At 66.5% G+C, this 1,290-nt stretch carries 1 protein-coding gene; it reads right to left on the bottom strand.

Annotated elements, in window-relative coordinates; genetic code table 11:
* Window positions 1-106: 106 nt before the first annotated feature.
* On the bottom strand, window positions 107-1,084 hold the full coding sequence (locus G1E_RS24655; RefSeq protein WP_009685129.1) for a D-2-hydroxyacid dehydrogenase family protein: 978 nt from the start codon (window positions 1,082-1,084) through the stop codon (window positions 107-109).
* Window positions 1,085-1,290 lie beyond the last annotated feature (206 nt).

Here is a 1,290-nt window from a genome sequence, read left to right as displayed (position 1 = left end):
CCCAGGCGTTACTGGCCCGAAACAAACGTAGGAGCGAGCGCAGCTCGCGATGCGCCGCGCGGGCGGCGCTCGATCTCACAGGCGCTGCATATCTGCTGGCAAACACTCAGTTCCCTGCCGCCAGCACCTGCGGGTTGGCCACGTTCTGCGGTGCCCCCCCGAAAAACGCCAGCACATTGTCAAAGGCATCACCGAAATACAGCTCGTAGCCGGTCTTTTCCACATACCCCAGGTGGGGCGTGGCCAGCACACGCGGGTGGCGCAGCAGGGGGTGGCCGGGGTCGAGCACCGGCTCCTGCTCGTACACATCCACCGCCGCGTAACCTGGCCGGCCTGTATCCAGTGCTTGCAGCAACGCCCCTGGCGCAATCAGTTCCGCGCGGCTCACGTTCACCAGCAGGGCGTCCTCCTTCATGCGTGTCAGGTCGTCCAACGTCACCCGGTGCCGGGTTTGCTCGGACAGGCGCAGGTTCAGGCTGACAACATCCGCTTCGGCAAAAAACGCCTCGCGTGACGCCGCGGCCCGGTGGCCATCCGCCGCGGCGGCGGCCCGGCTGCTGTCGCTGCCCCACACCAGCACCGGCATGTCGAACGCCTGCGCATAGCGGGCCAGGCGTTGGCCGATCTTGCCGTAGCCCCAGATACCCAGCACCTGGCCAGCCAGTGCCTGCCCCAGGTTGACTTGCCAGTGGCCTTGGCGGAAGGCATCGATGGCCGGCACCAGTTGGCGGCGGGCATTGAGTATCAGCGCCCAGGCCAGCTCCGCTGGGGCGACTGGCGAGCCCCGGCCCTCGGTCACCACGATGCCACGGGCGGTACAGGCGGACAGGTCGAGGTGGCTGGAGACCTTGCCGGTCTGGCTGATCAGCTTGAGGCTTGGCAGGCGATCGAGCAGGGCGGCGTCGATGCGGGTGCGTTCGCGGGTCAGTACCAGCGCGTCAGCGTCGGCAAAGCGTGCCGCCAATTGCTCGAGCGTCGCTGGCTGGGGGGCATGCAGTACGTGGACATCGTGCCCGTGCAGGCGACTGAAGCAGTCGAGGGTACGGATCACGTCCTGATAGTCGTCGGGGATGACAATGCGCATGGTGGTCGAGCCCTGGCAGTACTATGGGGGACCCACGATACCCCAACCTGACCTGCGTTCAAGTGCCTACAAAGGGGGGTGATAGCTGCTCCACCAGAAAATCCACGAACATCCGCACCCGCGCCGGCATCGACGGCCCGCCCACGAACACGGCATGGATCGGCTCGCGGTCGTCAGGGTTGTAGGCTTCCAGCAGCGGAAGCAGG

Source organism: Pseudomonas sp. TJI-51, from assembly GCF_000190455.2.
Classification (GTDB): Bacteria; Pseudomonadota; Gammaproteobacteria; order Pseudomonadales; family Pseudomonadaceae; genus Aquipseudomonas; species Aquipseudomonas juntendi.
This window is presented reverse-complemented; position numbering and strand designations above follow the sequence as displayed.

What these genes read in the sequence shown, in the direction of transcription:
- G1E_RS24655 (WP_009685129.1), bottom strand. Translation starts at nt 1,084, where the DNA reads ATGCGCATTGTCATCCCCGACGACTATCAGGACGTGATCCGTACCCTC.